30 protein-coding genes and 1 riboswitch are annotated in these 25,573 nt (G+C 65.0%); of the genes, 19 read left to right on the top strand and 11 right to left on the bottom strand.

Annotated elements, in window-relative coordinates; all coding sequences use genetic code 11:
• The first annotated feature begins 10 nt into the window (after window positions 1–10).
• Entirely contained in the window at window positions 11–511 is a 501-nt protein-coding gene (locus BM154_RS23000; RefSeq protein ID WP_074890109.1) for a single-stranded DNA-binding protein, read from the top strand.
• Between the two features lie 59 nt (window positions 512–570).
• Here the strand turns inward: BM154_RS23000 and BM154_RS22995 are convergent, their stop codons facing one another.
• Window positions 571–918 (bottom strand): VanZ family protein, encoded by a 348-nt coding sequence (locus tag BM154_RS22995; protein WP_083414633.1) that lies wholly within the window; start codon window positions 916–918, stop codon window positions 571–573.
• A 259-nt stretch (window positions 919–1,177) separates the two neighbouring features.
• On the opposite strand from BM154_RS22995, the gene BM154_RS22990 reads away from it, so the two are divergent.
• Together BM154_RS22990 and BM154_RS22985 are read left to right on the top strand one after the other, a co-directional pair.
• The gene (locus BM154_RS22990; RefSeq protein ID WP_074890108.1) at window positions 1,178–2,062 is read left to right on the top strand and encodes a sugar nucleotide-binding protein; all 885 of its coding nucleotides are present in this window, start codon (window positions 1,178–1,180) and stop codon (window positions 2,060–2,062) included.
• Window positions 2,055–2,984 (top strand): NAD-dependent epimerase/dehydratase family protein, encoded by a 930-nt coding sequence (locus BM154_RS22985; RefSeq protein WP_074890105.1) that lies wholly within the window; start codon window positions 2,055–2,057, stop codon window positions 2,982–2,984. The genes BM154_RS22990 and BM154_RS22985 overlap by 8 nt, the downstream gene beginning before the upstream one ends.
• A gap of 158 nt (window positions 2,985–3,142) precedes the next feature.
• On the opposite strand, the gene BM154_RS22980 is transcribed toward BM154_RS22985, so the two are convergent.
• The 5 genes from BM154_RS22980 to BM154_RS22960 all read right to left on the bottom strand — a co-directional run bounded on the left by BM154_RS22980 (window position 3,143) and on the right by BM154_RS22960 (window position 7,257).
• Window positions 3,143–3,835, bottom strand: coding sequence for an OmpW/AlkL family protein (locus BM154_RS22980; RefSeq protein ID WP_074890102.1), 693 nt, complete (start codon window positions 3,833–3,835; stop codon window positions 3,143–3,145).
• A gap of 136 nt (window positions 3,836–3,971) precedes the next feature.
• Window positions 3,972–4,493 (bottom strand): DUF3299 domain-containing protein, encoded by a 522-nt coding sequence (locus BM154_RS22975; protein ID WP_074890099.1) that lies wholly within the window; start codon window positions 4,491–4,493, stop codon window positions 3,972–3,974.
• 57 nt (window positions 4,494–4,550) lie between these two features.
• A complete protein-coding gene (locus BM154_RS22970; RefSeq protein WP_074890096.1) occupies window positions 4,551–5,813 on the bottom strand; it encodes an ABC transporter permease in 1,263 nt (420 codons plus the stop codon).
• 1 nt (window position 5,814) lies between these two features.
• Window positions 5,815–6,522 (bottom strand): ABC transporter ATP-binding protein, encoded by a 708-nt coding sequence (locus BM154_RS22965; RefSeq protein ID WP_074890093.1) that lies wholly within the window; start codon window positions 6,520–6,522, stop codon window positions 5,815–5,817.
• A gap of 129 nt (window positions 6,523–6,651) precedes the next feature.
• Window positions 6,652–7,257, bottom strand: coding sequence for a DUF2796 domain-containing protein (locus BM154_RS22960; protein ID WP_074890085.1), 606 nt, complete (start codon window positions 7,255–7,257; stop codon window positions 6,652–6,654).
• A 130-nt stretch (window positions 7,258–7,387) separates the two neighbouring features.
• On the opposite strand from BM154_RS22960, the gene BM154_RS22955 reads away from it, so the two are divergent.
• Window positions 7,388–7,741, top strand: coding sequence for a hypothetical protein (locus BM154_RS22955; protein ID WP_074890077.1), 354 nt, complete (start codon window positions 7,388–7,390; stop codon window positions 7,739–7,741).
• A gap of 199 nt (window positions 7,742–7,940) precedes the next feature.
• On the opposite strand, the gene trxA is transcribed toward BM154_RS22955, so the two are convergent.
• From trxA to BM154_RS22940, 3 genes are read right to left on the bottom strand one after another with little or no spacing between them, the layout of a single operon-like run.
• Window positions 7,941–8,813 carry a thioredoxin gene (gene trxA, locus BM154_RS22950; RefSeq protein WP_074890074.1) on the bottom strand — a complete coding sequence of 291 codons (873 nt, stop codon included), beginning with the start codon at window positions 8,811–8,813 and terminating at the stop codon, window positions 7,941–7,943.
• A 60-nt stretch (window positions 8,814–8,873) separates the two neighbouring features.
• Window positions 8,874–9,527 carry a class I SAM-dependent methyltransferase gene (locus BM154_RS22945; protein WP_074890071.1) on the bottom strand — a complete coding sequence of 218 codons (654 nt, stop codon included), beginning with the start codon at window positions 9,525–9,527 and terminating at the stop codon, window positions 8,874–8,876.
• Window positions 9,524–9,964, bottom strand: a complete 441-nt coding sequence (locus BM154_RS22940; RefSeq protein WP_074890067.1) for a YbaY family lipoprotein — start codon at window positions 9,962–9,964, stop codon at window positions 9,524–9,526. The genes BM154_RS22945 and BM154_RS22940 overlap by 4 nt, the downstream gene beginning before the upstream one ends.
• A 147-nt stretch (window positions 9,965–10,111) precedes the next feature.
• Here BM154_RS22940 and nrdR point away from each other — a divergent pair, with 147 nt between their 5' ends.
• The 11 genes from nrdR to BM154_RS22885 all read left to right on the top strand — a co-directional run bounded on the left by nrdR (window position 10,112) and on the right by BM154_RS22885 (window position 18,436).
• Complete coding sequence (nrdR, locus tag BM154_RS22935) at window positions 10,112–10,576, top strand: transcriptional regulator NrdR (RefSeq protein WP_074890064.1); 465 nt, start codon at window positions 10,112–10,114, stop codon at window positions 10,574–10,576.
• A gap of 1 nt (window position 10,577) precedes the next feature.
• A complete protein-coding gene (gene ribD / locus BM154_RS22930) occupies window positions 10,578–11,696 on the top strand; it encodes a bifunctional diaminohydroxyphosphoribosylaminopyrimidine deaminase/5-amino-6-(5-phosphoribosylamino)uracil reductase RibD (protein WP_074890061.1) in 1,119 nt (372 codons plus the stop codon).
• A 299-nt stretch (window positions 11,697–11,995) separates the two neighbouring features.
• Window positions 11,996–12,152: riboswitch (FMN riboswitch) on the top strand.
• Window positions 12,153–12,243: 91 nt separating this feature from the next.
• Window positions 12,244–12,705, top strand: a complete 462-nt coding sequence (locus BM154_RS22925; protein ID WP_074890049.1) for a 6,7-dimethyl-8-ribityllumazine synthase — start codon at window positions 12,244–12,246, stop codon at window positions 12,703–12,705.
• A gap of 12 nt (window positions 12,706–12,717) precedes the next feature.
• Entirely contained in the window at window positions 12,718–13,380 is a 663-nt protein-coding gene (locus BM154_RS22920) for a riboflavin synthase (RefSeq protein ID WP_074890041.1), read from the top strand.
• 13 nt (window positions 13,381–13,393) lie between these two features.
• On the top strand, window positions 13,394–14,485 hold the full coding sequence (gene ribBA, locus BM154_RS22915) for a bifunctional 3,4-dihydroxy-2-butanone-4-phosphate synthase/GTP cyclohydrolase II (protein ID WP_074890038.1): 1,092 nt from the start codon (window positions 13,394–13,396) through the stop codon (window positions 14,483–14,485).
• Window positions 14,486–14,585: 100 nt separating this feature from the next.
• Complete coding sequence (gene ribH, locus BM154_RS22910) at window positions 14,586–15,062, top strand: 6,7-dimethyl-8-ribityllumazine synthase (RefSeq protein ID WP_074890035.1); 477 nt, start codon at window positions 14,586–14,588, stop codon at window positions 15,060–15,062.
• On the top strand, window positions 15,059–15,541 hold the full coding sequence (nusB, locus tag BM154_RS22905) for a transcription antitermination factor NusB (RefSeq protein WP_074890032.1): 483 nt from the start codon (window positions 15,059–15,061) through the stop codon (window positions 15,539–15,541). The genes ribH and nusB overlap by 4 nt, the downstream gene beginning before the upstream one ends.
• 5 nt (window positions 15,542–15,546) lie before the next feature.
• Window positions 15,547–16,515, top strand: coding sequence for a thiamine-phosphate kinase (gene thiL / locus BM154_RS22900; RefSeq protein WP_074890029.1), 969 nt, complete (start codon window positions 15,547–15,549; stop codon window positions 16,513–16,515).
• On the top strand, window positions 16,508–17,041 hold the full coding sequence (locus tag BM154_RS22895) for a phosphatidylglycerophosphatase A family protein (protein WP_074890158.1): 534 nt from the start codon (window positions 16,508–16,510) through the stop codon (window positions 17,039–17,041). Before thiL ends, BM154_RS22895 begins: the two co-directional genes overlap by 8 nt.
• A gap of 15 nt (window positions 17,042–17,056) precedes the next feature.
• On the top strand, window positions 17,057–17,779 hold the full coding sequence (locus BM154_RS22890) for a substrate-binding periplasmic protein (RefSeq protein ID WP_074890156.1): 723 nt from the start codon (window positions 17,057–17,059) through the stop codon (window positions 17,777–17,779).
• A 15-nt stretch (window positions 17,780–17,794) separates the two neighbouring features.
• Complete coding sequence (locus BM154_RS22885) at window positions 17,795–18,436, top strand: retropepsin-like aspartic protease family protein (RefSeq protein WP_074890026.1); 642 nt, start codon at window positions 17,795–17,797, stop codon at window positions 18,434–18,436.
• Window positions 18,437–18,476: 40 nt separating this feature from the next.
• On the opposite strand, the gene BM154_RS22880 is transcribed toward BM154_RS22885, so the two are convergent.
• Window positions 18,477–19,751, bottom strand: a complete 1,275-nt coding sequence (locus tag BM154_RS22880; RefSeq protein WP_074890023.1) for a cation:proton antiporter — start codon at window positions 19,749–19,751, stop codon at window positions 18,477–18,479.
• A 307-nt stretch (window positions 19,752–20,058) separates the two neighbouring features.
• On the opposite strand from BM154_RS22880, the gene BM154_RS22875 reads away from it, so the two are divergent.
• From BM154_RS22875 to BM154_RS22860, 4 genes are read left to right on the top strand one after another with little or no spacing between them, the layout of a single operon-like run.
• On the top strand, window positions 20,059–20,772 hold the full coding sequence (locus BM154_RS22875; RefSeq protein WP_074890020.1) for an ABC transporter permease: 714 nt from the start codon (window positions 20,059–20,061) through the stop codon (window positions 20,770–20,772).
• Between the two features lie 11 nt (window positions 20,773–20,783).
• On the top strand, window positions 20,784–21,674 hold the full coding sequence (locus tag BM154_RS22870) for a glycine betaine ABC transporter substrate-binding protein (RefSeq protein ID WP_074890018.1): 891 nt from the start codon (window positions 20,784–20,786) through the stop codon (window positions 21,672–21,674).
• Between the two features lies 1 nt (window position 21,675).
• On the top strand, window positions 21,676–22,335 hold the full coding sequence (locus BM154_RS22865; RefSeq protein ID WP_073267914.1) for an ABC transporter permease: 660 nt from the start codon (window positions 21,676–21,678) through the stop codon (window positions 22,333–22,335).
• A gap of 10 nt (window positions 22,336–22,345) precedes the next feature.
• A complete protein-coding gene (locus tag BM154_RS22860; protein WP_074890015.1) occupies window positions 22,346–23,500 on the top strand; it encodes an osmoprotectant ABC transporter ATP-binding protein OsmV in 1,155 nt (384 codons plus the stop codon).
• 131 nt (window positions 23,501–23,631) lie between these two features.
• Here BM154_RS22860 and BM154_RS22855 read toward each other — a convergent pair.
• A partial coding sequence (locus BM154_RS22855; protein WP_139225511.1) for an autotransporter outer membrane beta-barrel domain-containing protein occupies window positions 23,632–25,573 on the bottom strand: 1,942 nt, incomplete at its 5' end.

Genomic DNA, 25,573 nt, shown 5'->3' with positions numbered 1-25,573 from the left:
GGAGAGCGTTATGGCCCGTGGGGTTAACAAAGTCATTCTGGTCGGTACCTGCGGACAGGATCCGGAAACGCGCTATCTGCCCAGCGGCAATGCCGTGACCAACCTGAGCCTGGCCACCAGCGAACAGTGGACGGACAAGCAGACCGGTCAGCGTGTCGAGAAAACCGAGTGGCACCGTGTGTCGCTGTTCGGCAAGGTCGCCGAGATCGCCGGTGAGTACCTGCGCAAGGGTTCCCAGGTGTATATCGAGGGCAAGCTGCAAACCCGTGAGTGGGAAAAGGACGGCGTGAAGCGCTACACCACCGAGATCATCGTCGACATGGGCGGCACCATGCAGCTGCTCGGCGGCCGTCCTGACGGCGCTGGTGGCGGTGATTCCGCGCCGCGTCAATCACGCCCGGCTCCGCAGCGCGAGCCTCAGCAACAGGCACCGCGCCAGTCCGCCCCGCAGCAGCAGAAGCCGCAGCCGGCCCAGGACTACGACAGCTTCGATGACGACATTCCGTTCTGATCGTCAGCGCTGACAAAGGCCCCGCACTGCGGGGCCTTTTCGTTTCTACCGGTTGGGGCTCAGGCCGGGCTGAAGTAGCGTTTGCGGAGCAGGTCCTGGCAGATCCACAGCAGCAGGGCGATGTTGATGCCGCACAGGTTGGCCAGCACGTCCAGCGGACTGAACTCGCGGGTTGGCTGGAGCACATGCTGCAGCCATTCCAGCAGGGGCGCCTGGACGTACAGGAGCGGCCAGAGCAACCAGCCGGGGGCGCTGGGAAAGGCGAAACGGGTGACCAGCGAAAGGCCGGCAAAGGCGATCAGGTGCAGGAACTTGTCTGATTGATCGAACAGGTCGGGCGGCGGCTCGGGGCGGAACAGCCCGTAGGCGAGTATCGCGCAGCAGGCCAGGAACAGCAGTTTTCTCACGTGGCGCTTCCTTGGTATGTCTAAGGGCTCGGCATTCAGACCGGCGTGACGCCGCTGGGTTGCCGGCCTGCACTCGCATCGCCAGGTGAGTTCGCGGGGGGCCGGCCACGGCGAGCGTGAGCGTGGTTGGACGGCGCGCGGCAAAAACAGCAAAATGCAGGCCATTGGGGCTGAACGTTCGGGCTCTGCCAAGAGTCAGTCGCCCAGGCATTCACGCCCGGGCTGACTCAAATTTGATTGTGGAGCTTCTAGTTTCGTTATGCGCATGCGCCTGTTGTTGCTGGGTGGTGGCAGTACGCTGGGTCGGGCGTTGGTTCGCCTGGGCGCCGAAGAGGATATCGGTTTTCTCGCCCCGCGCCCGCCTGCCCAGGGTTGGGATGCCGCCAGCCTGACTCAGTTGGTCGACGATACCCGCCCCGACGCGGTGATCAACCTCGCTTATTATTTCGACTGGTTTCAGGCCTCCCGGGTCAGCGCGGAGCGTTTCGCCGCCCAGGAACGTGCTGTCGAGCGTCTGGCCGAACTCTGCCAGCATCACGACATCCGCCTGCTGCAGCCGTCCAGCTATCGGGTGTTCGACGGTGCACGGGCGACCGCCTACAGCGAAAAGGACGACACCCAGCCGCTCAGCCCGCGTGGCCAGGTATTGGTGCGCATGGAGCAGCGCGTGCGCGCCCTGTGCCCACGTCACGTACTGCTGCGTTTCGGCTGGATACTCGACGATAGCCCGGATGGCCTGCTGGCGCGGTTTCTGGTGCGGGCCGAACGCGACAAGGCGTTGTTCCTGGCCGACGACCGGCGTGGCAATCCGACGCCGGTGGATGATGCGGCGCGGGTGATTCTTGCCGTACTCAAACAGCTCGATTGCGCCGCGCCGCTGTGGGGCACCTACCATTACGGCGGCCACGAAGCGACCACGGCGCTGGCGCTGGGCCAGGCGATTCTCAGCGAAGCCCGGCACCTGCGCGAGAATCTGCTGGAGGAAATCTGCGGGCAGGCCCATGCCGCCAGGGGCGACGCCGCGGAAGAGCCGCAGCACGGCGTGCTGGCGTGCAAGAAGATCCTTCATACCTTTGGCGTCAAGCCGCGCGCCTGGCGTGCCGGTCTGCCGAGCCTGCTGGAGCACTATTATCGTCATGTCTGATCAACCCATCCTCGTCACCGGCGGTGCCGGTTTCATCGGCTCCAACCTGGTCGACGCCCTGTTGGCGCGGGGGCACAGCGTGCGTGTGCTGGACAACCTGTCCATGGGCAAGCTGAGCAATCTGCCGCAAGGCGATGCACGGCTGACCTTCATCAGCGGTGACGTGGCCGACGCTGCGCTGGTCAGCCGTGCTGTGGCGGGATGCAATGCGGTGGTGCACCTGGCCGCCGTGGCCTCGGTGCAAGCCTCGGTGGATGACCCGGTCAGCACCCACCAGAGCAATTTCATCGGCACCCTGAATATCTGCGAAGCGATGCGTGAGCACGGCGTGCGTCGCGTGGTATTCGCCTCCAGTGCCGCGGTGTACGGCAACAATGGCGAGGGCGTGGCCATCGATGAAGAAACCGCCAAGGCGCCATTGACGCCTTACGCCGCGGACAAGCTGGCCAGCGAGCACTACCTGCAATTCTATGGGCGTCAGCATGGCCTGGAGCCGGCGATCTTTCGCTTCTTCAATGTGTTCGGGCCGCGCCAGGATCCGTCGTCCCCCTATTCGGGGGTGATCAGCATCTTCACCCAGCGTGCCCAGCAGGGCCTGCCGATCAGCGTGTTCGGCGACGGCGAGCAGACTCGGGATTTCTTCTATATCGCCGATCTGGTGGAGTTGCTGCTGCAGGCGCTCGACGCCGAGCAAGCCGTTGACGGCGCGGTGAACGTCGGCTGGAACCAGTCGGTGAGCCTCAAGCAGTTGCTGGCGCAGATCGGCGATCTGCTCGGCGGGTTGCCGGCCGTGACTCATCTCCAGGCGCGTGCGGGGGATATCCGCCATTCCCGTGCCGACAACAGCCGTCTGGCTGCCGAGTACCGGCTGCCGGCGCAGACGTCGCTACGCGATGGCCTGGCGGCGCTGCTCAAGAGCTGAGGCGTTAAGCGCAGGACAGCAAAAAGCCGGCATTGCCGGCTTTTTGCTTTGTGGTGTTGGCGGCTTATCTATGGGAGCGGGAGGTGACGCCTAGTCCATGTGCGCGAATCGCGGGCATGGCCCGCTCCCACGAGAAGCGGGCCTCACTCGCGTCGTCGTTAGAACTTGTAACCCAGGCCAACCATATACACGAATGGATCCACGTCCACGTCGACCTTGGCGCGAGCGCCCAGGGCGGTGTTGTCCACGTAGGCGGTGGTGTCGATGTCGATGTAGCGGGCCTGGGCGTTGATCATCAGGTTGTCGGTGAGCATGTAGTCGGCACCGATCTGCCAGGCCAGGCCCCAGGAGTTCTTGGCGCGGAAGTTGTCGAAGCCGGCTGCCGAGGCGCCGCTCCCCACGTGTTCATCGTAGATCCAGGTGTAGTTGATGCCGCCGCCGACATAGGGCTGGAAGGCCGACTTGGCGTCCAGCGGGTAGTACACCAGGCTCAGGGTGGGTGGCAGGTGCTTGAGGGTGCCGAGCTTGCCGTTGGCGGCGTCCAGCGCGGTGCCCTTGATCTTCACGTCATGCTCGAACGGCGTGGCGGCGAGCAGCTCGACGCCCAGGTGGTCGGTGAGCATGTAGGCGAAGTTCAGGCCCAGCTGAGTGTCGCTGCTCATGGTCGCCTTGCCACCCAGGTCCGCGCCCGCCAGGCCGCCGCGGTCGACCTTGACCGAGGAGCTGTCCGCATCGGGGTTGACGGTGATGGCGCCGGCGCGCACGAGAATGTCTCCGGCCTGGTGCGCCTGGGCAACAGGGGCAGCCAACGCCAGGGCGATCAGCGAGGCAGAGAACAGCGACTTGTACATGGTGAGCTCCTAACGGGTCATTCGAATCATCTCGGATGGCGTCAGGGTAGGGCGCTGGGCGAAGCATCCCTTGACTCAGCTCAATAGCTGGCCAAGCAAGGGTGCGACGGTTTGTCGCGATGCAGGGGCGACAGCCCTAATTGGCCGGCAGTTCGTAGGGGTAGATCTTGTCCGCCGCCAGTTGGTAACCGACTTCGGCCAGCTCGCTGCTGCTGTGCTCGACCTTGAGCGGGCCCTCGACCCAGAAGGGCTGGTACAGGGCATCGAGCAGCACGCCCAGCTCGGTGTTGACGTGGATGATCTGGTTGGACGGCGGTGGTGGCACGTGGATGCAGGCGCCGAAGTAGGGCACCAGCAGGAATTCGGTCACGCGGCCCTCCTCGGTGACGTCCAGCGGCACGATGTAGCCGGGAATCTTCACCTGCTGGCCGTCCATCTCCTGGACCACCGGTGCCGAGGGGAACTGCTGCAGCGAGGCCGCGCCGCCTTCGGAAAGCGCATCGCCGAGTTGCGACATGTCGTGCATCGGCGTCATCTGCGGTACCTGTGGCGGGGCGTCCTTGGGGATCAGCTCCTGCCAGTTCAGGGTGCGCAGTTCGGCGGCCCACAGCGGTGAGGCCAGGGTGAGGAGCAGAGCGGTAAGCAGGACGCGACGCATGGCACTACCTTTGAAGTGGAAAACGAAGCCGGGCTGATCAAGCCCGGCCTCGTGCCGTCACAAGCGAATGGAGAGCCCATCGGCCAGTGACTGCCGATACGCGCGCCAGGCCGGCACGCAGCCCATCAGCAGGGCGGCTGCCAGAATAGCGCCGAGCAGCGTCCACTCATAGGGCGTTGGTGCGCTGAGGGGTAGATACAGGCCGTAGTTGGCCTGCACGTAGCCCTGGGCACCGGCGATGCCGGCATACAGCAGTGCGGTGCCCGCGACCACGCCGGCGACCGCCAGCGAAAAGGCCTCGAGGATCAGCAGGCTGGCGACATGCCAGGGCCGCGCACCGACCGAGCGAAGGATGGCCATCTCCCGGCGCCGCTCGTTGAGGCTGGTGAGTATCGCCGTGAGCATGCCGATCAGCCCGGTCAGCACCACGAACAGCGAGACCACGAACAGCGCCTTCTCGGCGGTGCCCATCAGGCTCCACAGCTCCTGCAGGGCGACACCGGGAAGAATCGCCAGCAACGGCTCGCCGCGGTATTCGTTGACCTCACGCTGCACGGCAAAGGTGGCGATCTTGCTTTTCAGGCCGAGCATCGCCGCGGTGATCGCCTTGGGTTGCAGGTCCATGTGCCGCGCCTGCTCGGCGCTGACCTTGCCGGCGCCGCGAGCAGGTACGCCGTTCTGCCAGTCGACGTGCAGCGCTTCCATGCCTTCCAGGGAAATGTGCAGGGTGCGGTCCACTGGGGTGCCGGTGCGGGCCAGGATGCCGCTGACCACGAAGGGCTTGTCGTCGTGCTGCTGCAGGCTGACCGTCGCCACCCCGTGGGACAGCACCAGCTTGTCTCCGAGCTTGTAGTTCAGCGCCTCGGCCACCTCGGCGCCGAGCACCACGTCGAACAGGTCGTCGAATTTCTTGCCCTGGGCCAACTGCAGGGATTGCCCGCGACCGTAATGGTAATGGTCGAAGTAGCCCTCGTTGGTGCCCATCACCCGGTAGCCGCGGTGCGAGTCGCCCAGGGAAATGGGGATCGCCCAGTCGACCTGGCGGTGGGCGGCGAGTTTCTCGAAGCTGTCCCAGCGGATGTTGTTGGTGGCGTTGCCGATGCGGAACACCGAGTAGAGCAGCAGGTTGACGCTGCCGGAGCGGGCACCGACGATCAGGTCGGTACCGCTGATGGTGTTGGCGAAGCTGGCGCGGGCTTCGGTGCGCACCCGCTCCACGGCGAGCAGCAGGCACACCGACAGGGCGATGGCGAACACCGTGAGCAGGGCGGTGAAGCGGCGGTTGGCCAGGCTGGACAGGGCGAGTCGTAACAGGAACACCTCAGACCTCCTCTGCTTTGCTGGCGCGGTTGAGTTCGGCGAGCGACAGGCTGCGGTCGAACAGCGTGGCCAGGCTCTGGTCGTGGCTGACGAACAACAGGCTGGCGCCGACGTCGCGGCATTCGCCGAACAGCAGCTCGAGAAACGCCTGGCGGGCATCGGCGTCCAGCGCCGAGGTCGGTTCGTCGGCGATCACCAATTCCGGCTGGCCGATCAGCGCGCGGGCGGCAGCCACCCGCTGCTGCTGGCCGATGGACAGCGAGTCGGCGCGGCGCTCGAGCAGCTCCGTGCGCAGGCCCAGGTGTTGCAGAAGCTTGGCGGCGGCCTCGGCGACGCTGCCATAACGCTGCGCGGCGCGTTCGGCGCGCAGGCGGGAAAAGCGGCAGGGCAACTCGACGTTGTCGCGCACGCTGAGAAACGGCAGCAGGTTGAACTGCTGGAAGATGTAGCCGGTGTGGTCGACGCGAAAGCGATCGCGGCGCGCCGACGAGAGCGTGGCCAGGTCTTCGCCGAGCAGGCGAATGTTGCCGCGCCCAGGTTTCTGCACGCCGCCGAGCAAGCCGAGCAGGGTGGTCTTGCCGCTGCCGCTGGGACCCTTGAGAAACAGGGTCTCGCCATGTTGCAGATGAAAATGGGGGATATCCAGAAGCTCGTCCTGGCCGGGCCAGGCGAAGCCGAGGTCGGTGAGTTCGATCAGTGCTGTGGTCATGGGGACTGCTGGCGCTGGAGGGTAAAACAGCAAGTGTGCCAGTCATGGCCACCAAATGCTGAGCCAGAGGGTGTTGCCGGAGATGTGCAAAAGGCCAATGCCTCCCTGTAGGGGCATTGGCTGAAGCGATCAGAAGCTCAGGCGCGGGTTGGCCGGGGTCGACTCGACACCCTGCTGGCCGCTCGGGCCGATCAGTTGCACGTTGATCTTCTGGGTGGCCGGGAATTGCTTGTAGAACGCCGACAGATCGAGGGTTTTCAGCTCGCCAGGCTGTTTGCAGGTGAAGCTGTAGTCGGCATCGATATCGCTGTGTTCATGCTGGTGCTTATCGTCAGCAGCATGCTCGTGATCGTGATCATGGTCATGGTCATGGTCATGGTCATGATCATGGTCGGCTTTGGCGTTGCCGAACAGCGGGCTGCGCACTTCATGTTCGCTCAGGCTGCAATCGGCAGCGGCTGGCAGGCTGAATAGCGCCAGGGGCTTTTCCAGCAGGGCGCGGGCGGCGGCGGCGGTCTTCTTGTCGGCTTCGCTGGTGGCGGCATGCTCGAAGCCGACGATGTTCATCGCCGGGCTCTCCAGTTCGATTTCCAGGGTGCTGCCTTCCAGCGCCACGTTCAGCGTGGCAACGCCATGTTCGTGTTTGCCGAGGCTGCCGTGTTCGTGGTCGTCGTGGGCTTGGGCGGCGGCCAGGGGCAGCAGGGCGAAAGGCAGGGCGAGCAGCAGATGGCGCATGGAGGGCTCCGTTCGGGTGATGGGTGGAATTTATTGATACGTTATAACAAATTTTAGAGGCTTGGTAGAGCCGGCTTGGTTTGCCTGGCTGCCCGTGGGAGCATGGCGTATCGATCGAGTGGAGGTAGGCATGGTGCGTATACGCGGACGGATCGGCGACTGGCCGGTGGATCTGACGGTGGAGCTGGATCCGCAGGATTGGGCGCAGTTGGCGACGGCGGTACCGGCTGTTCCTGGGCAAAGTCCAGCGGTCGCGACGTCGGCTCCGGTTCAGGCGGATCAGGACGGGCAGTGGCAGACGGTGCTGGAGCTGTTGCGCCGGGCCGGACGCATCGAGGGGCCGCAGTTGATGGCGCAACTGGCGGCGCTGGCTGGCGGCGAAGTAGCAGGTAAGCGCCTGCTGGTGCGCCTGCGCCACTGCGACCAGGTGCGTATGGAAACCGGCGCCGATGCGCCGGTTTATTGTTGGGTGGGAGAGGTGTAGGTCGGGCTACCCGGGTGACCTTGGCATGCGTACGGCCAGCTACAAGACGAAAGCAGCACATTGTGGGAGCGGGCGGCGACGCCTAGTCCATGCCCGCGAAAAATCACGGGCATGGGCCATTCCCACGGGATAGGGAACGGCCGCTTTCGCCGCGTTGCAAAATAGATGAAGCCCGGCATGAAGATCGTGGACAGGTTTCTTAGTACAGCGCCTGGTACACCCGGCGGCGGTAGGTGGTGACCAGTGGGTTGTCGTTGCCGAGCAGGTCGAATACCTGTAGCAAGGTCTTGTGGGGCAGGCCGTCGGCGTAATTGCGATTGCGCACGAATAGCTTCAGCAGGCCGTCCAGGGCCGGCTCGTATTGCTGGCGGGCGAGTTGCTGGATGGCCAGCTGATAAGCCGCTTCGTCGTCTTCGGCGTTCTGCGCCAGGCGGCTTTTCAGGGTGGCGGCGTCCGGCAGGTCGGCGGCCTGGCGCAGGAAGGTGATCTGTGCGCGGGCGCCAGCGAGTGCCTGCTTGTGTTCATCGCCCTTCACCGCGCCAAGCACCTGCTCGGCCTCGTTCAGTTCGCCACGCTCGGCCACGCAGCGGGCATAGAGAATCAGCGCGGCCGCGTTCTCGTTGTTTTCCGCCAGCAATTCCTTGAGCGCGGCTTCGGCTTCGCCGACGCGGCCGTCGGCGAATGCCGCCTGGGCCACTTCCAGCAGGTCGGCCTGGGGCGCTGGCGGCTCGGCGACATGGGGCTGCAGCAGGGCGCGAATCGCCGACTCCGGCTGGGCGCCCTGGAAACCGTCGACCGGCTGGCCGTTCTTGAACAGCACCACGGTGGGCAGGCTGCGGATGCCGAAACGGGCGACGATTTCCTGCTCGATATCGCAGTTGACCTTGGCCAGCAGCAGCTCGCCCGCGTAGCCCTCGGTGATCTGCGCCAGTACCGGCATCAACGCCTTGCAGGGCGCACACCATTCGGCCCAGAAGTCGACGAGCACCGGCGTGGTGAACGAGTTCTCGATCACCAGTTGTTCAAACTGGGCGGCGCCATTGATATCGAAGATGTAGGGGGTGTCGCTCATGGTCGGTCTCTGTCCGCGCGAAAAGTGGGTGTGACTATAAATGTGGGCGCCGCCGCGTGGCTACAAGGCCGCGTGATAGAGGCTGACGTGCCGGAAGGTTTCCGGCTCGGCCAGATCGGGCCAGGTGCAGCCCTGCAGCCCGGCGATACGCCGGTAGCGTGGATGGCTGAAGTCGCGCACCCGCGAATCGGCCACCAGCACTTCGCTGGCATGCTCCAGCACCCGGTCGAGCAGCGGCAGGTTGCTGCGGTCGTAGAGCACATCGGCGACGATCGCCAGGTCGAAGTCGCGGCGCTCGGCATCCAGGTCGCTGGAATAGGTCAGCTCCACGCCATTGAGCGCCGCGTTGGCGCGGCAGGCAGCCAGGGCCAGGGGATCCAGGTCGCAAGCTACCACCTGGGTGGCACCGGTTCGCGCGGCGGCGATGGCGGCCACGCCGGAGCCACTGCCCAGGTCGAGCACCCGCTTGCCACGTACCCACTCGGGGTGACGCGCCAGCCAGTCCACCAGCACCAGGCCGCTGGCCCAGCAGAAGCACCAGTACGGCGGCTCCTCGAGGATGCGCCGGGTCTCCTCGGGGCTGAAGCAGCGATCCATGTTGGCCGGGTCGATCAGCCACAGGCGCAGGTCGGTGCCCGGCAGGCTGGTGATGCTCAGGCGTGCATCGCCGAGCAGTTCGCCCAGGGCGGCCTGCAGGTGGGGCGGTGGCGTCACAGCGCCGGCGTCACGCGGACTTCGCCGAGCGCCTGGCTTTGCGGCTCACGAATCAGCTGACTGGGCATGTGCAGTACCAGCTTGCCGGATTGGTGCACACGGCCGCGCAGCTCGACGCGAATGCCCTGGTGGAAGTTTTCGGGATTGAATTGCAGGCGAAACGGCAGCGGTGCGCCGGTACCACGCAGCTGGATATTGCCCAGCAGCTTGTGCGGCAGGCCACGTTCGCTGATGGTCAGCAGTGCCAGCTCCACATCGGCACCGGCGGGTACATCGAGCAGGGTGCCGGTGAGTTCGCGCAGATGAGCCGGGGTCGGCGCCGGTTGCTCGCTCTTCACGGCAGGTGGCGCAGGCGGCGCTGCGGGCGGCGGCGTTTCCCCGGCGCAGGCGGCGAGCAGGGCGGCTAGGCAAAGCGGGGCGAGCGGACGCAATGGCATCGGATGATCCTGGCAGGCGGGCAATGCCCGGATTCTCGCCATAGCGGGCGGTGAATGCAAAGGAAAGCGCCCACGCCCGCGTGCTTGGCGCCGGGCGGTGCGGATGCGCTACCATGCGGACTTTCTCGCCCGCGACAGTTTCCAGCCATGCATTGCCCGTTCTGCTCCGCCAACGACACCAAAGTCATCGATTCGCGTCTGGTCGCCGAGGGTGATCAGGTGCGCCGTCGCCGCGAATGCCTGGCCTGCGGCGAGCGCTTCACCACCTTCGAAACCGCCGAGCTGGTGATGCCACGGCTGATCAAGCAGGACGGCAGCCGCCAGCCCTTCGACGAGGACAAGCTGCGTGCCGGCATGCAGCGCGCGTTGGAAAAGCGCCCGGTGGGCATCGAGCGGCTGGAGGCGGCCATCGCCCATATCAAGCACCGGCTGCGCGCCACTGGCGAGCGCGAGGTCAAGTCGCTGGTGCTCGGTGAGCTGGTGATGACCGAATTGCAGAAGCTCGACGAGGTGGCCTATATCCGCTTCGCCTCGGTGTACCGGCGCTTCCAGGACCTCAACGAATTCCGCGAGGAAATCGACCGTCTTTCCCGCGAGCCGAACCAGGATTGAGATGAGCAGCAGCGATCACGCATTCATGGCGCGCGCCCTCGAGCTGGCGCGCAAGGGGCTGTATTCCACCCATCCCAACCCGCGAGTCGGCTGCGTGATCGTGCGCGACGGCAAGATCGTCGGCGAAGGCTGGCACGCCAAGGCCGGCGAACCCCATGCCGAAGTGCACGCGCTGCGCCAGGCCGGCGACAAGGCCCGCGGCGCCACCGCCTACGTGACGCTGGAACCGTGCAGCCATCATGGGCGCACGCCGCCGTGCGCCGATGCACTGATCGCCGCTGGTATCACTCGCGTGGTGGCCGCGATGCAGGATCCCAATCCCGAAGTGGCCGGCCGCGGCCTGCTGCGCCTGATGAATGCCGGCATCGCGGTGCAGGGCGGCGTGCTGGAGGCCGAGGCACGGGCGCTGAATGCCGGCTTTATCAAGCGTATGGAAAGCGGCTTGCCGTTGGTGCGTGTCAAGCTGGCAATGAGCCTGGATGGGCGCACCGCCATGGCCAGTGGCGAGAGCCAGTGGATTACCGGGCCGGCGGCGCGTGCAGCGGTGCAGCGCCTGCGGGCGCGCTCCAGCGTGGTGCTCAGCGGCGCCGATACCCTGTTGGCCGATGCTGCGCGCCTGACCGTGCGCCCGGACGAACTGGGCCTGGGCGCCGAGCTGACTGCCCTGGCCCAGGCGAGGCCGCCGCTGCGCGTGCTGATCGATGGGCGCCTGCGAGTGCCGCTCAGCGCACCGTTCTTCCAGGCCGGCCCGGCGCTGGTCGCCACTTGCGCTGCGGCCACCTCGCGCTGCCGTTATCTGGATGAAGGCCACGAGCTGCTGGCCATGCCCGGCAGCAACGGTCATGTCGACCTGCGCAAGCTGTTGCTCGAGTTGGCCGCGCGCGGCGCCAACGAAGTGCTGGTCGAGGCCGGGCCGAAACTGGCGGGCGCCTTTGCCCGGCTGGGGCTGGTCGACGAGTACCAACTGTTCGTCGCGCCCAAGTTCCTTGGCTCCAGCGCGCGGCCGCTGCTCGACCTGCCGCTGGCGCGCATGGCCGAAGCGCCAGCCCTGAAGATCGTCGACATGCGCGCCGTGGGTGACGACTGGCGCATCATCGCCGTGCCCGATCGCGCGAGTTGAATGCGCCGCCTGGAGTCTGTTCGGGGGCTTTCTGGCATGCGTATGGGCGGCTTCAAGGCAGAAGCGGCCGGTCGTGTGGTGATTTCAAACCTGCTCATATTTGTGGGCTGGAGCCCGCCCTACGAGGCTGGCACGATCTGTAGGGTGGGCTTTAGCCAGCGCTGCAAATTGCCGCCCCCGCCACGATGCAGTCAAATAACCAAACCCTGAGGCGAAGATCGTGAACAGCCGCTCAGGCATGGCCGCCGTGCAGCCGCGCAGCAACTGTGGTAAAACGCTGTCGGCTGCGACAAGCAGCCACACGTTCTCAGGGCGGGGTGCGATTCCCCACCGGCGGTAATGCTGCGCTAAGCAGCTAGCCCGCGAGCGCCCGGTACGGCACCAGCCGCCCGGGGTCTAGCAGATCCGGTGTGATTCCGGAGCCGACGGTATAGTCCGGATGAAGAGAGAGCGGGATTGCCTGGCCAGGCAGCCCTCGGGCTGCTGCATGTCCGTACCATCCCTATCGATCCAAGCTGCCCTGTTTTTAACCAAACAGGAGTCGAACATGTTCACCTCCAACAGCGTGCGCCGGGTTGCCTTCGTGCAGGCCTGCTGGCACCGCGAAATCGTCGACCAGTCGCGCCATGCCTTTATCGAGGAAATGCAGCGCCAGGGTTATGCCGCCAGCGAAATCGATTGCTTCGAAGTCGGCGGTGCCTTCGAAATACCCCTGCACGCCAAGCGCCTGGCCAAGAGTGGCCGCTACGCCGGCATCGTCGCCGCCGGGCTGGTGGTCGACGGCGGCATCTACCGCCACGAGTTCGTCGCCCAGGCGGTGATCGAAGGCCTGATGCAGGTGCAGCTGGAAACCGATGTACCGGTGTTCTCGGCGGTGCTCACGCCCCATCATTTCCATGCCGGTGAAGAGCACCAGACGTTCTTCCGCGAGCATTTTCTGGTCAAGGGCGCCGAAGCCGCGCGTACCTGTGCCGACACACTGCGCAAGCTCAAAGAACTGCCGGTCTGACGAGGAGGCTTTATGTTCACCGGAATCATCGCATCCATCGGCAGCATTGCCGCCATCACCCCCAAGGGCGGCGATGTGCGCGTCTACGTGAAGACCGCCAAGCTCGACCTCAGTGATGTCGTGCTCGGCGACAGCATCGCGGTCAACGGCGTATGCCTGACCGCCGTCGAGCTGCCGGGTGACGGCTTCTGGGCCGACGTCAGCCGGGAAACCCTGGCACGCACCGCCTTCATCGATCTGAAGAGTGGCAGCCGGGTCAACCTGGAAAAGGCCCTGACGCCGACCACGCGTCTGGGGGGGCACCTGGTCAGCGGGCATGTCGACGGCGTTGGCGAGATCGTCTCCCGCGAGGAGAACGCCCGCGCCATCCAGTTCAAGGTGCGCGCGCCGCGCGAGCTGGCCAAATACATCGCCCACAAGGGTTCGATCACCGTCGACGGCACCAGCCTGACGGTGAATGCCGTCGACGGCGCCGAGTTCGAGCTGACCATCGTGCCGCACACCCTGGCCGAAACCATCATGGCCGACTACCGCGTCGGCCGTCGGGTCAACCTCGAGGTCGACCTGCTGGCCCGTTACCTGGAGCGCCTGTTGCTCGGTGACAAGGCCGCCGAGCCGACCAGCGCGGGGCTGACCGAAGGATTTCTCGCCGAACACGGCTACCTGAAGCATTAAGGACACCGCCACCATGGCACTCAACAGTATCGAAGAGCTGGTCGAAGACATCCGCGCCGGCAAGATGGTCATCCTCATGGATGACGAAGACCGCGAGAACGAGGGCGACCTGATCATCGCCTCCGAATGCGTCACCGCCGAGCACATCAATTTCATGGCCCGCTTCGCTCGCGGCCTGATCTGCATGCCGATGACTCGTGAGCGCTGCGAGACCCTCAAGCTGCCGCTGATGGCGCCGCGCAACGGTTCCGGCTTCGGCACCAAATTCACCGTGTCCATCGAAGCCGCCGAAGGCGTCACCACCGGCATCTCCGCCGCCGACCGCGCACGCACCGTGCAGGCCGCGGCTGCCAAGCACGCAGTGGCCGAAGACATCGTCAGCCCCGGCCACATCTTTCCGCTGATGGCCCAGCCCGGTGGCGTGCTGGCCCGCGCCGGCCACACCGAAGCGGCCTGCGACCTGGCGCGCATGGGCGGGTATGAGCCGAGCGGGGTGATCTGCGAGATCATGAACGACGACGGCACCATGGCCCGTCGCCCGGAGCTGGAAACCTTCGCTGCCCAACACGGCATCAAGATCGGCACCATCGCCGACCTGATCCACTACCGCATGCTCCACGAGCGCACCGTGCAGCGCATCGCCGAGCAGCCGCTGGACAGCGAAGTCGGCCAGTTCAACCTGGTGACCTACCGCGATTCGGTGGAAGGCGACGTGCACATGGCGGTGACCCTGGGCACCATCTGCGCCGAGGAGCCGACCCTGGTGCGTGTGCACAACATGGACCCGATGCGTGACCTGTTGATGGTCCGCCAGCCGGGGCGCTGGAGCCTGCGTGCGGCGATGACCGAGGTCGCCGAGGCTGGCAGCGGCGTGGTGCTCTTGCTCGGCCACTCGCTGGGTGGCGACGAGGTGCTGGCACATATCCGCGAAGCGGACGGTGCGACCACCAGCAAAACCCCGAGCACCTACAGCACCGTCGGCGCCGGTTCGCAGATCCTGCGCGACCTCGGGGTGCGCAAGATGCGCCTGATGAGCGCGCCGATGAAGTTCAACGCGATATCCGGTTTCGACCTGGAAGTTGTAGAATACCTGCCCCCCAAATAATGGGGGTGACCGCGATGGGCCGTTAGACGCCCATCGCCTATATTTTTCAGGGCCTGCCACGGCAGGCCCTGGCTCTTTAAAGACAGCTCGAGAACTCGCTATGACACTCAAGACCATCGAAGGTACTTTCATCGCTCCCAAGGGTCGCTTCGCCCTGGTGGTCGGCCGCTTCAACAGCTTCGTGGTCGAAAGCCTGGTCAGTGGCGCGGTCGATGCCCTGGTTCGCCACGGCATCAGCGAAGATGACATCACCATCATCCGCGCGCCGGGCGCCTTCGAGATTCCGCTGGTCGCCCAGAAAGTCGCCCAGCAGGGCGAGTACAACGCCATCATCGCCCTGGGCGCGGTGATCCGTGGCGGCACCCCGCACTTCGAATATGTGGCCGGCGAGTGCACCAAGGGGCTGTCCCAGGTGTCCATGGAGTTTGGCGTACCGGTCGCTTTTGGCGTACTGACCGTCGATTCCATCGAGCAGGCCATCGAGCGTTCCGGCACCAAGGCCGGCAACAAGGGCGCCGAAGCCGCCTTGTCCGCTCTGGAAATGGTCAGCCTGCTGGCGCAGTTGGAGGCCAAGTGAGCCAGAACGACAAGAAGCCGGTGAAGAAAGGCCCGAGCCCCAAGGTGCTGGCTCGCCGTGAGGCGCGTACCCTGGCCATGCAGGCCCTGTACTCCTGGCATATCGCCGGCCAGGCGCTGAACGAGATCGAAGCGCAGTTTCGCGTCGACAACGACTTCAGCGCAGTCGATGGCGCTTACTTCCACGAGATCCTGCATGGCGTGCCGCGCCAGAAGACGGAGATCGACGCCCTGTTCGCGCCGCTGCTCGATCGTCCGCTGGAGGAAATCGACCCGGTCGAACTGTCCATCCTGCGTCTGTCCACCTACGAGCTGCGTAACCGCATCGACGTGCCGTATCGCGTGGTGATCAACGAAGGCATCGAACTCGCCAAGGTTTTCGGCGCTACCGATGGTCACAAGTTCGTCAATGGCGTGCTCGACAAGCTGGCGCCGACCCTGCGCGCCGACGAAGTCCGCGACTTTAACAGCAAGCGCTGAGTGTCTTGGGCGAGTTCGAGCTGATTCGTCACTACTTCGCCGCAGCCGCCTGTGCGCAGGCGGTCGATGGTGTGGTGCTGGGAATCGGCGACGACTGCGCCCTGCTGCAGGTGTCGGCTGGCGAGCAACTGGCGGTGTCCACCGACACCCTGGTCGCCGGTGTGCATTTCCCGGCCGGCGCGCCGGGTGAGCTGCTCGGCCAGCGCGCTCTGGCCGTTGCGGTCAGTGACCTGGCGGCCATGGGCGCGACACCCTTGGCGTTCACCCTGGCGCTGACCCTTCCCGAGGTTTCCCCCGACTGGCTGGCCGATTTCACCGCTGGGCTGGAACGCATGGCGCGCCAATGCGGCGTGGGCCTGGTGGGGGGCGACACCACCCGCGGGCCACTGAGCCTGACCCTTACCGTGTTCGGCCGCGTGCCGGCTGGCCAGGCGCTGACCCGCGCCGGCGCGCGGCCGGGCGACCTGCTGTGTGTCGGCGGTGCGTTGGGCAATGGCGCCGGCGCGCTGCCGTTCGTGCTCGGAGAGCGGGCCGAGCAGCCGGGCAGCGCCGCGTTGCTGGCTCATTACTGGTCGCCGGCCCCCCAACTGCAGCTTGGCCAGGCCCTGCGTGGTGTCGCCACGGCGGCCCTGGACATCTCCGACGGCCTGCTTGCCGATTGCGGGCACATCGCCCGGGCGTCCGGCGTGGCGCTATTCGTCGAGCAGCAGCGCCTGCCCCTGTCGGCCGCCTTGCTGGCCTGCACGGATAACGACGATGCCGCGCTTCAATTGGCCCTTGGGGGTGGCGACGACTACGTGCTTGCCTTTACCCTGCCTGCCGAGAAACTGGACGCGCTACGTGCCATGGGCCAGCCTGTACAGGTGATCGGTCGGGTCGAGGCCGGACAGGGCGTGCACCTGCTGGACGCCAGAGGCCGCGCCATCGAGCCACGCCACAGTGGCTACCAACATTTCGGAACGCACCGTGACTGATCATCCCAAGCAAGTCCCCGCCGAGTTCGTGCCACCCTCCGTGTGGCGCAACCCCTGGCATTTCCTGGCCTTCGGCTTCGGCACCGGCACCATCGCCAAGGCCCCGGGCACCTGGGGTTCGCTGGCCGCGGTGCCGTTCATCCCGCTGTGGCAGATGCTGCCCGACTGGGGCTACTGGCTGCTGCTCGGCGTGACCATGGTGTTCGGCGTGTGGCTGTGCGGCAAGGTGGCCGACGACCTGCGCGTGCACGACCATGAAGGTATCGTCTGGGACGAGATGGTCGGCATGTGGATCACCCTGTGGCTGGTGCCCGAAGGCTGGGGCTGGGTGCTGGTGGGCTTTCTGATGTTTCGCTTCTTCGACATTCTCAAGCCGTGGCCGATTCGCTGGATCGATCGCCACGTGCACGGTGGTTTCGGCATCATGCTCGACGACGTGCTGGCCGGGGTCTTCGCCTGGCTGGCCATGCAGTTGCTCGTCTGGGGCTGGGCCAACGGCCTGGCGGCCGGCCTCGGCTTCGCCTGATCAGGAGGCACCATGATGCGTGCGGTGTGGCTGGCTCTCCTGTTGTCGATCGGCGTCTGCGCCCAGGCAGGCAGTGAGGTGCCGGCCACCATCCGCATGGCCAGTGACGTGTGGGTCGACCGCATCAACCCGGATGGTACCGGCCTGTCGTGGGATGTTCTGCGCAAAGTATTCGAGCCCGCCGGTGTCGAACTGCAGATGCAGATCGTGCCCTACACACGGTCGATCGGCCTGGTCAAACGCGGCGAAGCCGACGCCTGGGTGGCCTCCTACCAGAACGAAGTCAGCGGTGGCGTGGTGTACCCCACCTGGCATTACGATTCGGATCTGATCAGCGCTCTGAGCCTGACCAGCAAGCCCGAGCCGGATCAGGCCGAACTACGCCGCTCGCGCCTGGTGTGGATGCGTGGCTACGAGTACCAGCGCTACATCCCCGGGCTCAGCCACTACAACGAGTTGCAGCGGCGCAGCGGCATCCTGTCGATGCTCGACCAGGGCCATGCCGATTACTACATCGATGCCCGCCCTGAGGTCGAGCAGGTGCTCGCTGGCGCCGAGGAGCCTGGTAAATACCGGGTCACCGACCTGCTGCGCTTGCCCTTGTATATCGGTTTTTCCGACACGCCGCGCGGTCGCGCGCTGGCCAAACTGTACGACCAGCGTATGGCCCAACTCGTCGAGCAGGGCGAGCTGCGCCAGGTCTTCGAGCGCTGGGGCGAGCATTACCCCTTCGAATAACCGGGAGAGGCACGGATGCGTCGAGTGATGATGATCATGGCCGGCCTGTGGGCGCCGCTGCTTCTGGCTGCGCCGCAGGTGCAGGTGGTCGGTCTGTTTCCGGGGGCCGCGGTGCTCTCGGTCGATGGCCAGCGCAAGCTGGTACGCGTCGGCCAGACCGGGCCCGGTGGCGTGCAGGTGGTCAGCGTCGACAGCCGCAGCGCGGTGTTGCGTGTGGAGGGTGTCGAGCGCAGCTACGGCCTGAGCCGCGAATACAACACCGAGGGCTTCGCCGCCCCGCAGAAGCAGACCTTGAGCATTGCCCGCAGCAACGGCGGCCATTATTGGGCCGAGGGCGCGATCAATGGCCGAGCCCAGCAGTTTCTGGTCGATACCGGGGCCACCTCGATAGCCCTCAATGAGAGCCACGCCCGTCGTCTGGGTATCGACTACCGCACCAGCGGCCAGCCGATTCAGGTCAGCACCGCCAGTGGCACGGCCAAGGGTTGGCGCGTGACCCTCGACAAGGTCAGTGTCGGCCCCTTGCAGGTGCTCGGCGTCGAGGCGGTGGTGCTCGAAGGCGCGTCGCCTACCGAGGCCCTGCTGGGCATGAGCTTTCTCAACCGTGTCGGCTGGCGCGTGGAAAACAACCTGTTGGTGCTGCAGTCCCACCTCTGAGCGGCTGGCGACAAGCCTGTCGCCAGCCAGCCGGTGCTTTTCAGTGATGATCGTCTGTGGCGGGTTGCGGCTGGTCGCGGTACAGCCGGCCGACCAGCGGGCCGATGGACAGACCCTGCAGCAGGATCGAAGTGAGCACCACGATGTAGGTCAGGCTCAGCAGCAGATCGCGCTCCTCGCCCAGGGGCAATGACAGTGCCAGCGCCACCGACACGCCGCCACGCAGTCCGCCCCAGGTGAGGATGCGGATCGCCCCGTGGGATACCTGACGACGCCCGTCGGCGCGCCGGCGCATGATGAACACTGCCGGAGCCACGGTCAGCAGACGCGCGACCAGCACCGCACCGCCAAGCACGAAGGCGGCGACGATGTGCAGCCAGGAGAACGGCAGCAGCAGCAGCTCCAGGCCGATCAGGGCGAACAGCAGGGCATTGAGGATCTCGTCGATCAGCTCCCAGAAGCCGTCCACGTAGCGGCGCGATTCGTCCGACATGGCGTGCTTGCGGCCCAGGTTGCCGATGATCAGGCCGGCCACCACCATGGCGATCGGCCCCGAGACGTGCAGCCGCGCCGCCAGTGCCGCGCCGCCGAATACCAGGGCCAGGGTCAGCATCACCTCGACCTGGTACTGGTCGATGCTGCGTAGCATCAACAGCACGCCATAGCCTAGGGCCGCGCCGACCAGCACACCGCCCACCGCCTCGTGAACGAACAGCCAGCTCACCGTGCCCAGGGTCGGCGTGCTGCCCAGTTGCAGAATGCCGAGCAGGATGGTGAACACCACTACCGCGGTGCCGTCGTTGAACAGTGACTCGCCGACGATGGTGGTCGCCAATGGCTTGGGCGCGCCGGCTGACTTGAGGATGCCCATCACCGCGATCGGGTCGGTGGGCGAGATCAGCGCGCCGAACAGCAGGCAGTAGATGAAGTCCACGTGCCAGCCGAACAGGGCAAAGATGTAGTAGGCCAGGGTGCCGATTACGCTGGTGGCGATCAGCACGCCGACGGTGGCCAGCAGGCCGATCGGCCACTTGTAACTGCGCAGATCACTCAGATCCACGTGCAGCGCACCGGCGAACAACAGGGCTGGCAGGAACCAGGTCATCAGGATGTCGGAGAAGTCGATGCGGCGGATGATCTGCTGCGCTTCGATTTCGATCAGCGGGTAGCCGAGCAGGCTCAGGCCCTGGGCGATCAGCGAGAAGATCAAGGCGGTGGCCATCACGCCAATGGTCGGCGGCAGGCGGATGAAGCGGTAGTTGACGTAGGTAAGCAGGGTGGTGAGAACGATGAAGGCGGCAACGAGGTCGAGCACGGGGTCTCCTTTGAAGGCTGATGTTCGCCATCCCGGCGAACACCCTGAAGGCCCGATGATACCTGGCTTGTAACCGGATGTGTGGCCGCATGGGGCGTTCTTCGCATGGCAGAACGATGGCAGAAAGGCGGAACCGAAGCGGCGTTACAGGGTCGAGTAACCATGGGTCGGAAGGCTGCAGGACGCATGCGTCCTGGCATGAGGGGCATTGCTGGATGATGCTCCAGCCGCCGGCATTGAAAGGCCGATGCGCAACGCATCCGGCCAGCTCGACACGCCAACAGCGGTCGTCAACTGGAGTCGAAATATGCTGAAAAGCTTGGGCAAGGTGCTGCTGGGCGCTGTTGCGCTGGTCGCGGTACTGGCCTTGCTGGTCCACTGGATCACCCCGGCGGTGCTCGCGCAGCACCGCGAAGACCTCATCTACTACCTGCAGGCCCACCTGTACCTGGTGTTCGTGTCGATGCTGGCGGCTCTGGCGGTCGGCATTCCGGCCGGCATCCTGCTCAGCCGGCCGGGGCGCCAGCACAGCGCCGAACGCTTCATGCAGGTATTCAACGTCGGCAATACCGTGCCGCCCCTGGCGGTGCTGGCCATCGCCCTGTCGATCATCGGTATCGGTAACGGGCCGGCGATCCTGGCGCTGTTTCTCGCCTCGCTGCTGCCCATCGTGCGCAACACCTACGAAGGCCTGCGCAACGTGCCGGGTTCGTTGAAGGAAGCCGCCACCGGCATCGGCATGACGCCACGCCAGGCGCTCTGGCAGGTCGAGCTGCCCAACGCGGTGCCGATCATCGTCGGCGGCATCCGCGTGGCGCTGGCGCTGAACGTCGGTACCGCGCCGCTGGTGTTCCTGATCGGCGCCAACAGCCTCGGCAGCCTGATCTTCCCGGCCATCGCTCTGGAGAACCAGCCGCTGCTGATTCTCGGTGCGGCGGCCACCGCCTTGCTGGCGCTGCTGCTCGACGGCCTGGTAGCGGCCGTCAGCCGTTTCTGGTTCGAGCGTGGGGTGGCCCGTTGAAGGAATCCATGATGAAGTTTTTCGCTATTTGCCTTGGCCTGCTGCTGGCAGCGACCAGCCAGGCTGCGGAAATCCGTATCGGTGCCAAGGTGTTCACCGAGCAGGTGATCCTCTCCGAACTCACTGCCCAGTACCTGCGCCCCCACGGCTACCAGGCGCGCATCGTCGGCAACCTGGGCAGCACCATCGCCTGGAATGCCATGAAGAGCGGCCAGCTGGATATTACCTGGGAGTACACCGGCACCTCGCTGGTGGCTTACAACAAGGTCACCGAGCGCCTCGACAAGGAGGCTGCCTACCGGCGCGTCAAGGAGCTGGACGCCAAGAGTGGCGCGATCTGGCTGGCGCCGTCGCGCTTCAACAACACCTATGCGCTGGCGCTGCCGGAAAAGGTTGCTGAGGAAAATCCCGACATCCACACCATCAGCGACCTGGCCGAGGCCCTGAAAAAGCCTGGTAAGGGCAATCGCCTGCTGGCCCTGGATATCGAGTTCGCCAACCGCTCCGATGGTCTGAACGGGCTGGTCAAGGAATACGGCCTGACTTTCACCCGCAACGAGATCCGCCAGATGGATCCGGGCCTGGTCTACACCGCGTTGCGCAACGGCCAGGTGTTTGTCGGCCTGGTGTACACCACCGACGGCCGCCTGGATTCCTTCGGCCTGCGCCTGCTCGAAGACGATCACAAGTACTTTCCGGACTACACCGCAGCGCCGGTGGTCAACGCCGACTACCTCAAGCAGCACCCGGAACTCGAGGCGCTGCTCAAGCCGCTCGCCGAGCGCCTGGACGACGCCACCATGCGTCGCCTCAATGCCCGCGTCGATGTGGATCGCGAAACACCTGCGGTAGTCGCTGCAGATTTCCTGCGTCAGGAAAAACTGATCGGGGAGGGCAACTGACATGGATTTCATGACCGCTTTCCAGCATATCGACTGGGCCCAGGTGTTCAGCCTGACCGTCGAGCATATCGCCCTGGTCGGCATCGCCGTGGGCCTGGCGATCCTTATCGGCGTGCCGCTGGGCATTCTGATGACCCGCTTCCCCTGGCTCGCCGGGCCGCTGCAGGGCCTGGCCACCGTGGTGCTGACCCTGCCGGCCATCGCCCTGTTCGGCCTGTTGCTGCCGTTCTACTCGCAGTTCGGCCAGGGCCTCGGCCCATTGCCGGCGGTTACCGCGGTGTTCCTCTACTCGCTGCTGCCGATCCTGCGTAACACCTACCTGGCGCTGACCAGCGTCGAGCCGGGCATCCGCGAAGCCGGCAAGGGCATCGGCATGAGTTTCTGGCAGCGCCTGCGCATGGTCGACCTGCCGATCGCCGTGCCGGTGATCCTAGCCGGGGTGCGCACCGCCGTGGTGATGAACATTGGCGTGATGACCATCGCCGCGACCATCGGCGCCGGCGGTCTCGGCGTGCTGATTCTCACCGCCATCAGCCGTAGCGACATGGCCACCCTATTCGTCGGCGCCGTGCTGGTGAGCCTGCTCGCCATCGTCGCCGACCTGTTTTTGCAGTGGCTGCAGAAAACGCTCACTCCCCGTGGCCTGAAAGCCGCCCACTGAGGACTCGAACATGATTCAACTCGACAAACTGACCAAGAAATTTCAGCAGAAAGGCAAAGACGTCATCGCGGTGAATGAAGTCAGCCTGACCGTCGACGAAGGCCAGATCTGCGTGTTCCTCGGCCCATCCGGTTGCGGCAAGAGCACCACGCTGAAGATGATCAACCGGCTGATCAAGCCGACCTCCGGGCGCGTGCTGATCAACGGCGAGGACACCACCGGCATTGACGAGGTGACCCTGCGCCGCAACATCGGCTACGTGATCCAGCAGATCGGCCTGTTCCCCAACATGACCATCGAGGAAAACATCACCGTAGTGCCCAAGCTGCTCGGCTGGGACAAGAAGCGCTGTCACGAGCGCGCCGTGGAGCTGATGAGCATGGTGCAGCTGGAGCCCAAGCAGTACCTGTCGCGCTACCCGCGCGAACTGTCCGGTGGCCAGCAGCAGCGTATCGGGGTGATCCGCGCCCTGGCTGCCGACGCGCCGGTGCTGCTGATGGACGAGCCGTTCGGCGCAGTCGACCCGGTCAACCGCGACGCCATCCAGAACGAGTTCTTCCAGATGCAGCGGGCGCTCAACAAGACCGTGATCATGGTCAGCCACGATATCGACGAGGCCATCAAGCTGGGCGACAAGATCGCCATCTTCAAGGACGGCCGGCTGCTGCAGTTCGACCACCCGGACACCCTGCTGGCGCACCCGGCCGACGACTTCGTCAGCGGCTTCGTCGGCCAGGACAGTACCCTCAAGCGCCTGTTGCTGATCCGCGCCGAAGACGCCGCCGACGATGCGCCATCGATCATGGCCGATACGCCGATTGCCGATGCCGTCGAGCTGATGGAAGAGCATGACCGCCGACACCTGGTGGTTACCGACGCCGGCAGGAAGGCCCTGGGCTATGTGCGCCGCCGCGATATGCGTGGCCAGGGCGGCTCGGTGCAGCCGTTCGTGCAGCCCTTCAACGCCACCGCGGCCCATGACGAACACCTGCGCATCCTGCTGTCGCGCATGTACGAGTTCAACCGCTCGTGGCTGCCGGTACTCAGTGCCGACAACGACTTCCTTGGCGAGGTCACCCAGGAATCCATCGCCGACTACCTGAGTTCCGGTCGCTCGCGGGGCAAGAACCGCATCGTCTCGCCGGCGGAGCAGGTGGCTGGATAGACGAGTTGGCTTGACTGGCTGTTCGCACGTGCCCGCGAGGCGCGTGTGACTGCTGTCAGATTGCCGGTCAATCCCTGTGGCATTTGCCGTTGCCGCCTCGCCCGTGTACTGGGTCGAGCCATACCAGGTCTTCAGAACCTCGCGGTCAGCCCTAGACGCACGCCATGATCACGAAACTCCTCACCAAATTGACCGCCGTAACTCAGATCCAGGCTGACACGGCTGTTCACTCGTGCTTCGACACCTAACTTGACGACTACATTATCGCGCTCCAATGGCGCACCTCTGACGCGAAACAAATGGCTTCCGGCAAAGGTATGCTCGCTTTCTGGCGTATCCCCGTCGAAAGCGTGCTGCCAGCCCATGCTGCCTTTCAGCTTGAGCGAGGTGCCTGCTATCGTGGCGAGTGGCACGGTGGCGTTGACACCCATCGTCGAGTAGTTGATAGCCTTACGAACGCTCTGTGCCTGCACGACGCTGTCTCCACCCCGTTCGCGAAATTCTTCCCGCTCGATCTGCACGTGTGCTAGCCCGAGAAACGGCTCCACCAGATAGTCACCTAGTGGCAAGCGGTAACCGAGTTCGGCGAAAACCTGCGTACTGGTGGCAACATAGCTGCCGCGTGGTTGTTCGCCGAGTGTGGTGGTAGTCACTTTGCGACGGGTATCGATGTCAAGCCAGGACCTTCCCGCACCTGTGCGCAAGCTGATGGCATTCCATTGTGCGGTGGCATAGATAGCCAGTGAGGTGGTGTCCAGTTCCGCTGAGGCGCCGCGACCATCCTTGACCCTTGCATTGGCCAGGCCGACGGCCGTGCCGATGCGCACGGTCTCGCTAACCGGTAAGTCGACACCCAGGAGTTTGCCGCTGCTGTCGTTGGTCAGGCTGCTGGCATTGCCGTCACCTGCGCTGTGTGTGCCGCTGCCATAACCTTGCAGCCAGAACGTCACACCGTCGCCAGCATTCAACTGACCAGCCCCGGGTAACAGATGTTGGGCAGACAACATGCGCGCATTGAGACCTTCACGCAGGTGGCGGCTATCGTCGAAAAGAGCTCCCAACAAGTTGGCATGCAGCTCGCCGGAAAGACTGTCGAAGGCGGAGCGGGAACTCGCCGGGTCTAGCACGCTGACTGCCCGGTAGACACGCTGCCCCACCCCTGCAGACTCGATTGCGTTTGCCGTTGCACGTTGGTTGTAGGTCTGAGCCACACTGTCGAAGCGAATATCGTTGCGCAGTAAGGTCAGGCGTACCTCATTGGCAACGCTGTAGTCCAAGTCGGTGGTCAGGAAAGCGAGGTTGCTGCTTACCGTGCCGAATGTGCCATCGATACGATCTGCGCTGATAATGCTGTAGGTGGTCGCCGGCGACCATTCGCCTGGACTGCCGAGTACCCGTAGGGTGGCGCCTCCCAGATCGACTGTGCGCGTACTGATCAGCCGGTCCGAGGTGCCGGAGGGATCCACCTCGACCTCGAAGGTCGATCCGGCGTCTAGCTTCAGATTGCCATTCACTGTAAGAGTACCGATGGAGTTGCCCGCTGCCAGTGTGGAGCCGGCGAGCATCCGTACGTCACCGATAATTCGTCCATGTCCGCCGAGTCGGGTATTCGCAGCGCTGGTCACTTCGCTGACAAGGTTGGCCGAGCTGCCTGCCGAACCTCCGATGATCAAGCTGCCTGCTTCAATCAGGGTGCCACTGCCGACGTGGCTGTTTCCTTCGATGACTAGTTTGCCGTTACCTGTCTTGCGCAGCATTCCCTGCCCGGAGAGAGCGTTGTTCAAGGCACCATCCGACTGCTGGTCAATGATCAGTGTCGCCTCATTGACAATCGTCCCGCTCCCAAAACTGTCGGCGCTGCCGATGAGGCTGCCACTGAGGATTCTGGTGCCTCCCGAGTAGCTGTTGCCGTTGCCGAGTTTCAGGTGGCCGAGACCAGCCTGGACGACCTGCCCGCTGCCCGCAATAGCATTCTGGTGAGTGATGTCATCCGTACGGTTGAAGCTGAGGATCCCATTGTTGAGGATATTGCCTGCTACGCTGCCGGTGTTGCCGCCATTGCCGATCTGCAGG

Origin of the sequence: Phytopseudomonas argentinensis (genome assembly GCF_900113905.1) — a bacterium.
In the GTDB taxonomy this organism is placed as follows: domain Bacteria; phylum Pseudomonadota; class Gammaproteobacteria; order Pseudomonadales; family Pseudomonadaceae; genus Aquipseudomonas; species Aquipseudomonas argentinensis.
Note: the sequence above shows the minus strand (reverse complement) of the source record. Positions and strands in the feature narration are given on the sequence as shown.

Bases quoted from the DNA above. Each gene is read 5' to 3' on its own strand.
- ribD (WP_074890061.1), top strand. From the start codon at position 10,578: ATGAGCAGCAGCGATCACGCATTCATGGCGCGCGCCCTCGAGCTGGCG.
- BM154_RS22955 (WP_074890077.1), top strand. From the start codon at position 7,388: ATGGTGCGTATACGCGGACGGATCGGCGACTGGCCGGTGGATCTGACG.
- ribBA (WP_074890038.1), top strand. From the start codon at position 13,394: ATGGCACTCAACAGTATCGAAGAGCTGGTCGAAGACATCCGCGCCGGC.
- BM154_RS22865 (WP_073267914.1), top strand. From the start codon at position 21,676: ATGGATTTCATGACCGCTTTCCAGCATATCGACTGGGCCCAGGTGTTC.
- BM154_RS22990 (WP_074890108.1), top strand. From the start codon at position 1,178: ATGCGCATGCGCCTGTTGTTGCTGGGTGGTGGCAGTACGCTGGGTCGG.
- BM154_RS22940 (WP_074890067.1), bottom strand. From the start codon at position 9,964: ATGCCATTGCGTCCGCTCGCCCCGCTTTGCCTAGCCGCCCTGCTCGCC.
- BM154_RS22960 (WP_074890085.1), bottom strand. From the start codon at position 7,257: ATGCGCCATCTGCTGCTCGCCCTGCCTTTCGCCCTGCTGCCCCTGGCC.
- BM154_RS22890 (WP_074890156.1), top strand. From the start codon at position 17,057: ATGCGTGCGGTGTGGCTGGCTCTCCTGTTGTCGATCGGCGTCTGCGCC.
- nrdR (WP_074890064.1), top strand. From the start codon at position 10,112: ATGCATTGCCCGTTCTGCTCCGCCAACGACACCAAAGTCATCGATTCG.
- BM154_RS22875 (WP_074890020.1), top strand. From the start codon at position 20,059: ATGCTGAAAAGCTTGGGCAAGGTGCTGCTGGGCGCTGTTGCGCTGGTC.
- BM154_RS22870 (WP_074890018.1), top strand. From the start codon at position 20,784: ATGAAGTTTTTCGCTATTTGCCTTGGCCTGCTGCTGGCAGCGACCAGC.
- BM154_RS23000 (WP_074890109.1), top strand. From the start codon at position 11: ATGGCCCGTGGGGTTAACAAAGTCATTCTGGTCGGTACCTGCGGACAG.
- BM154_RS22965 (WP_074890093.1), bottom strand. From the start codon at position 6,522: ATGACCACAGCACTGATCGAACTCACCGACCTCGGCTTCGCCTGGCCC.
- BM154_RS22925 (WP_074890049.1), top strand. From the start codon at position 12,244: ATGTTCACCTCCAACAGCGTGCGCCGGGTTGCCTTCGTGCAGGCCTGC.
- BM154_RS22975 (WP_074890099.1), bottom strand. From the start codon at position 4,493: ATGCGTCGCGTCCTGCTTACCGCTCTGCTCCTCACCCTGGCCTCACCG.
- ribH (WP_074890035.1), top strand. From the start codon at position 14,586: ATGACACTCAAGACCATCGAAGGTACTTTCATCGCTCCCAAGGGTCGC.
- BM154_RS22885 (WP_074890026.1), top strand. From the start codon at position 17,795: ATGCGTCGAGTGATGATGATCATGGCCGGCCTGTGGGCGCCGCTGCTT.
- trxA (WP_074890074.1), bottom strand. From the start codon at position 8,813: ATGAGCGACACCCCCTACATCTTCGATATCAATGGCGCCGCCCAGTTT.
- BM154_RS22985 (WP_074890105.1), top strand. From the start codon at position 2,055: ATGTCTGATCAACCCATCCTCGTCACCGGCGGTGCCGGTTTCATCGGC.
- BM154_RS22860 (WP_074890015.1), top strand. From the start codon at position 22,346: ATGATTCAACTCGACAAACTGACCAAGAAATTTCAGCAGAAAGGCAAA.
- BM154_RS22980 (WP_074890102.1), bottom strand. From the start codon at position 3,835: ATGTACAAGTCGCTGTTCTCTGCCTCGCTGATCGCCCTGGCGTTGGCT.
- BM154_RS22920 (WP_074890041.1), top strand. From the start codon at position 12,718: ATGTTCACCGGAATCATCGCATCCATCGGCAGCATTGCCGCCATCACC.